This is a genomic window from Moorena bouillonii PNG, from assembly GCF_001942495.1.
Taxonomy (GTDB): domain Bacteria; phylum Cyanobacteriota; class Cyanobacteriia; order Cyanobacteriales; family Coleofasciculaceae; genus Moorena; species Moorena bouillonii.
The window spans coordinates 7,188,141-7,194,140 of sequence record NZ_MKZS01000001.1 but is presented as its reverse complement, the minus strand read 5'-3'; the positions used below and the strand labels follow the sequence as shown (position 1 = coordinate 7,194,140).

The window sequence follows — 6,000 nt, the reverse complement described above, 5'->3', positions numbered from 1 at the left end:
CGTGCGATTCGTTGGCTAGAAATCATACCTAAATAAGGTTTGGGGGATTAGCCGCTTGGTCTACTGAACCATGACAACTTGATAACCATGATGGTGTAAATCCATCCCTCGCGAAATCCGAGTGAAAGCCCTACCCTGATTTATGGACATAACAAACCCATGGATTGATGCAAGGGTTGAACAGCGAAGCATCCTTAACCTGACCGATGTTAGTAGCAGGCAGAGAACTCATGGGTACGAGAGAAAGGTATGTTTGAATCATCGTCATTGTAGTGTAGCGAAAGAAGGTTTGATACGCTACAGACAAAAAAGTCAACGGAGTTAGGATTACAAAGTTGGATGTCCTTGTAACGATTTCCCACATAACTCCCGGTGAATAGTACCACCCTAAAAGTTCACAGAATGGTTATCAGGAACGAAGTAACCTCACATGCACTCTCAGTAAGGTCGATTACTGAGTAGGTAGTTAGCCGCAAGTCATGTGTAGGAAAGATAGAGTCAAAAGCTAACGTCTAGGGTAATGCCTAGGATATGCTGACAGACTCACGTTACAGGAAGAGATATAGTTGCCAGTAGTAATGAATATGTCTAAAACTCGGGGGTTCGCCCCACAGTCGGAATGGAAGAAAGTCAACTGGCGGAAGCTAGAAATGACTGTCTTTAAGTTACAAAAACGAATATATCGAGCCTCAAGCCGTGGTGATGTCCGCGTGGTGCGAAAGCTGCAAAAAACCCTGATGAAATCCTGGTCAGCTAAAATGATTGCGGTTAGAAGGGTAACCCAACAGAACAAAGGCAAAAAGACTGCCGGAATAGACGGGGTTAAATCCCTAACACCAAAACAACGCCTCGCCTTAGTAGCCAGCCTTAAAGTTCAAAGAAAGGCCAAACCAACCAGAAGGGTATGGATTCCCAAACCTGGACGAACGGAAAAACGCCCATTGGGGATTCCCACCATGTATGACCGCGCCTTACAAGCACTTGCGTGCGCGGCTCTAGAACCGGAATGGGAAGCAAAATTTGAACCCAATTCCTACGGATTTAGACCAGGACGCTCATGTCACGATGCAATCGAAGCAATATTTAAAAGTATCAAGCAAAAACCCAAATGGGTACTAGATGCCGATATAGCCAAATGTTTCGACAAAATCAACCATGATGCACTTCTGACAAAATTAAATACATATCCGTCACTAAGACGATTAATCAAATCATGGTTAAAAGCCGGTGTGATAGATAACGGAACATTCTCATCTATAAAAGAGGGTACTCCCCAAGGTGGAGTTATATCCCCACTCTTGGCAAATATAGCCCTTCACGGAATGGAGGAACGAATCAAACAATATGCCAAATCTATGAAAGGAGATAAAAAAAGAAACAAAAAGGCATTAAATTTGATTCGATATGCTGATGACTTTGTCATCCTGCATAAAGAACAAACTGTGGTAGAAGAATGTCAAAGAATCATCAACGAATGGTTGAATGACATGGGATTGGAATTAAAACCAAGTAAGACCAAAATTACCCACACTCTTGACGGATTTGATTTCTTAGGATTTACTATCCGTCANCGCCCATTGGGGATTCCCACCATGTATGACCGCGCCTTACAAGCACTTGCGTGCGCGGCTCTAGAACCGGAATGGGAAGCAAAATTTGAACCCAATTCCTACGGATTTAGACCAGGACGCTCATGTCACGATGCAATCGAAGCAATATTTAAAAGTATCAAGCAAAAACCCAAATGGGTACTAGATGCCGATATAGCCAAATGTTTCGACAAAATCAACCATGATGCACTTCTGACAAAATTAAATACATATCCGTCACTAAGACGATTAATCAAATCATGGTTAAAAGCCGGTGTGATAGATAACGGAACATTCTCATCTATAAAAGAGGGTACTCCCCAAGGTGGAGTTATATCCCCACTCTTGGCAAATATAGCCCTTCACGGAATGGAGGAACGAATCAAACAATATGCCAAATCTATGAAAGGAGATAAAAAAAGAAACAAAAAGACATTAAATTTGATTCGATATGCTGATGACTTTGTCATCCTGCATAAAGAACAAACTGTGGTAGAAGAATGTCAAAGAATCATCAACGAATGGTTGAATGACATGGGATTGGAATTAAAACCAAGTAAGACCAAAATTACCCACACTCTTGACGGATTTGATTTCTTAGGATTTACTATCCGTCAATACCAAGTAGGTAAACACCAGTCAAAACAAGGTTTTAAAACCATCATCAAACCATCTAAGGAAAAAGTTCAAGAGCATTATAGGCAGCTCTCAAAATCTATCGACAAACACAGAGCTGCCCCTCAGGAGGCACTAATACGCCACCTAAAACCAATTATACGTGGATGGNTGATGCACTTCTGACAAAATTAAATACATATCCGTCACTAAGACGATTAATCAAATCATGGTTAAAAGCCGGTGTGATAGATAACGGAACATTCTCATCTATAAAAGAGGGTACTCCCCAAGGTGGAGTTATATCCCCACTCTTGGCAAATATAGCCCTTCACGGAATGGAGGAACGAATCAAACAATATGCCAAATCTATGAAAGGAGATAAAAAAAGAAACAAAAAGGCATTAAATTTGATTCGATATGCTGATGACTTTGTCATCCTGCATAAAGAACAAACTGTGGTAGAAGAATGTCAAAGAATCATCAACGAATGGTTGAATGACATGGGATTGGAATTAAAACCAAGTAAGACCAAAATTACCCACACTCTTGACGGATTTGATTTCTTAGGATTTACTATCCGTCAATACCAAGTAGGTAAACACCAGTCAAAACAAGGTTTTAAAACCATCATCAAACCATCTAAGGAAAAAGTTCAAGAGCATTATAGGCAGCTCTCAAAATCTATCGACAAACACAGAGCTGCCCCTCAGGAGGCACTAATACGCCACCTAAAACCAATTATACGTGGATGGTGTAATTACTACAAGAGTGTTTGTAGTCAAGAAACTTTCGACGAATTAGGAAACATGCTTTGGAATAAACTCCAAAGATGGGGATACAGGAGACATCCAAAGAAATCAAAAACCTGGGTAAACGATAAATACTGGGGAACCATCGAAGGTGATAACTGGACATTTATGACAGGGAAAGATAATTATCTCCCCAAACATGCCAAAACAAAAATTGTAAGGCACACAAAAATCCAGGATACCAGAAGTCCCTATGATGGAGACCTAATATATTGGAATACCAGAATGAGAAAGCATCCTGAGATGACCACTCAGAAGGGAAAACTTTTAGAACGGCAAGAAGGGAAATGCACTCATTGTGGTCTTACCTTTAGGGATGGAGATTTAATGGAAAAACATCACATAATACCACGCGCACTAGGGGGAAATAATTCAGACAAAAATCTCGAATTATTACACCTACATTGTCACGATGCCAAACACGGAAAGAGAATCAACTCCAATGAGTTAGATGAAAACCCGTTCTAGAGGAGCCACTGTCAAGGATTGTACTGTAATGAGGAGCCGTATGATATGAAAGTGTCACGTACGGTTTTGGAGACGAGTCGGTGAGGCGACTCACCGGCTTAGTTTAATACTCCCAAGTACTCCAGGATGTAGTAAAAAGAGTAAAATTAGCTTTTGATCGATTTATTAAGGGAGATAGTAACGGAAAGCGAAGTGGAAAACCTAGATTTAAAAAACAACACCGCTACCGTACGTTTACCTATCCTCAAATGAAGGAATGGTGCTTGGAAGGCAATGTAATTAACCTACCTAAAATAGGTAAAGTAAAGGTTGTACTACATCGCCCTATCCCTGATGGATTCAAGATAAAGACTGCTTCTGTTACTAAAAAATGTGATGGTTATTACCTGATATTATCCCTAGAAGACAAGACAATCCCCGAAATTAAGCCTGATATTAATCTTGACTTAATAGTTGGCATTGATGTTGGTCTTAAGGAGTTTTTGACCACTTCTGACGGGGAGTCTGTTGAAATTCCCCAATATTACCGAAAGGCTCAGAAAAGATTAAGGGTTATTCAAAAGCGGGTCTCTAGACGGAAGAAAGGAGGAAGTAACAGACTTAAAGCTATCAAACAGCTCGGTTTACAGCATAAAAAGGTAGCGGACAAGCGGAAAGACTTCCACTTTAAAACCGCCAATTACTTGCTGTCAAAATATGATGTGGTTGCTCACGAAAAGCTAAACGTCAAAGGACTTTCAAGATCCCGATTGGCTAAATCTGTGTTAGATGCTGGGTGGTCAAGCTTTCTGACAATCCTGACAAGCAAAGCCGTTCGCGTAGCGTGGCCTACGGCCTTGAATGCTGGCTTGTTGGCGGTTCCAGTAAGTCCCAAAAATACTTCACAGAATTGTTCCAATTGCGGTAAAAAAGTTCCTAAAAAGTTGCATGTACGATGGCACGATTGTCCTCATTGTGGGTGTAGTCTCGTTCGCGTAGCGTGGCCTACGGCCAATCGTGACCATAATGCAGCAATAAATATAAAAAACAGAGCGGCAGGGCAGTCCGTTCTTAAAGCCCAGCGCCTCCTAAGGGATGCCCGGATTGGCTGGGAAGCCTACACTGAACTCAAAGAGTCAGTGTAGGAGCTGTCACGAGCGATGACTGTCACAATTACCGCAGCACATAGCCTGGAAGAATTTCTGAAGCTCCCAGAAACAAAGCCAGCCAGGGAATACATCAACGGCGATATTGTCCAGAAGCCAATGCCGAAAGGAAAGCATAGTCGATTGCAGCTCAGGCTATGCAATAGTATCAACGAAAACACAGAAAGCCAGAAAATTGCTTATGCCTTCCCAGAGTTGCGCTGTAGTTTTGGCATACGCTCTATTGTACCTGATATAGCGGTTTTCAAATGGTCACGAATTCCGTTTGATGCCCATGGGGAAGTTCCCAATGATTTTTTATTGTACCCAGATTGGATAATTGAAATCCTTTCTCCAGAACAGAGTTCAAATCGGGTAATTGGCAATATTCTCTATTGCTTACAACATGGTTGTCAGCTATCTTGGTTAATTGATGCTGCTGATAGGTCTATTTTAGTGTTTCGACCGGGTCAAGAACCAGAATTGTTACTAGGTAGCAATCACCCTTCTGTATTAGAGGATATTAACCTAGAGTTAACAGTAGATCGTATTTTTGGTTGGCTGAAGATGTCAGGTAATTAGCTAAAGGTAAGCATTCAGCATATGCTTATGATTTACTGAAGACACAAACCCCAAAATACCATTTAAAAATTACCAAATTGTTGAAAGATCTAACACAAATCCTGGCAAGACATCTTCCCCAGACATAGTATCAGGATTGTTGATAATTTCTACAGCTTGATGGGGACGATAAATTTCAGTCTTTCGCTGTTTTCGGTTAATCAACCAGCCAAGTCTTGCCCCGTTTTCCATGTATTCTCGCATTTTAGAACGAGTTTTTTCGAGAGAATCGCTAGGAGACATTAACTCTACTACGAAATCGGGACATATCGGGGCAAATCTTTCTTGTTCAACGGGGGTTAAAGCATCCCAGCGCTCTTGCTGAACCCAAGACGCATCAGGAGAGCGGTCTGCACCATTGGGAAGTGTAAATCCAGTGTTAGAGTCAAACACTTTACCCAGATTGTTCTGGCGACTCCAGGCTTTTAGTTGATAGATTAAATCAGCATTTCGTTCACCTGTGGTGCTACCTGTAGGGGACATAATAATTAATTTTCCAGTAGCAGTGCGCTCAAATCTTAAGTCGCTGTTGTCGTGACAAAGTTGCCAGAATTGTTCGTCGGTTAAGTCCAGTTTTAATTCTAGAGTAGGGGGTAAGGAGATAGTGGTAGTATTCATGAAAACTCTCTAAATATTGAAAGTTTATCTAGTGTCTTTGTAAGGGATGCCTGAAAACTTAAATCAAAGATTAACGGGTCTTAATTACCTAGTATGTTAAGGGAAAGCTTGAAACGATAAAAGCCCTTAACCCAATTGAGGACTGATCTTATA

At 41.2% G+C, this 6,000-nt stretch carries 4 protein-coding genes and 2 pseudogenes; 5 read left to right on the top strand and 1 reads right to left on the bottom strand.

The genetic code is table 11. The features are described 5' to 3' along the window. Window positions 1-584 precede the first annotated feature (584 nt). From BJP37_RS45225 to BJP37_RS29240, 5 genes and pseudogenes are all read left to right on the top strand, one after another. Window positions 585-1,583, top strand: a pseudogene (locus BJP37_RS45225) (reverse transcriptase domain-containing protein); the annotation flags it as partial. A 9-nt stretch (window positions 1,584-1,592) separates the two neighbouring features. Next, window positions 1,593-2,390, top strand: a complete 798-nt coding sequence (locus BJP37_RS45220) for a reverse transcriptase domain-containing protein (protein WP_438941545.1) — start codon at window positions 1,593-1,595, stop codon at window positions 2,388-2,390. Further along, complete coding sequence (locus BJP37_RS29250) at window positions 2,372-3,484, top strand: group II intron reverse transcriptase (protein ID WP_075904124.1); 1,113 nt, start codon at window positions 2,372-2,374, stop codon at window positions 3,482-3,484. Before BJP37_RS45220 ends, BJP37_RS29250 begins: the two co-directional genes overlap by 19 nt. Window positions 3,485-3,591: 107 nt before the next feature. After that, window positions 3,592-4,608: pseudogene (locus BJP37_RS29245) on the top strand (RNA-guided endonuclease InsQ/TnpB family protein); the annotation flags it as partial. A gap of 15 nt (window positions 4,609-4,623) precedes the next feature. After that, window positions 4,624-5,190 carry a Uma2 family endonuclease gene (locus BJP37_RS29240; protein WP_075904122.1) on the top strand — a complete coding sequence of 189 codons (567 nt, stop codon included), beginning with the start codon at window positions 4,624-4,626 and terminating at the stop codon, window positions 5,188-5,190. Window positions 5,191-5,259: 69 nt separating this feature from the next. Here the strand turns inward: BJP37_RS29240 and BJP37_RS29235 are convergent, their stop codons facing one another. After that, window positions 5,260-5,847 (bottom strand): Uma2 family endonuclease, encoded by a 588-nt coding sequence (locus BJP37_RS29235; RefSeq protein WP_070395553.1) that lies wholly within the window; start codon window positions 5,845-5,847, stop codon window positions 5,260-5,262. Window positions 5,848-6,000: the final 153 nt, after the last annotated feature.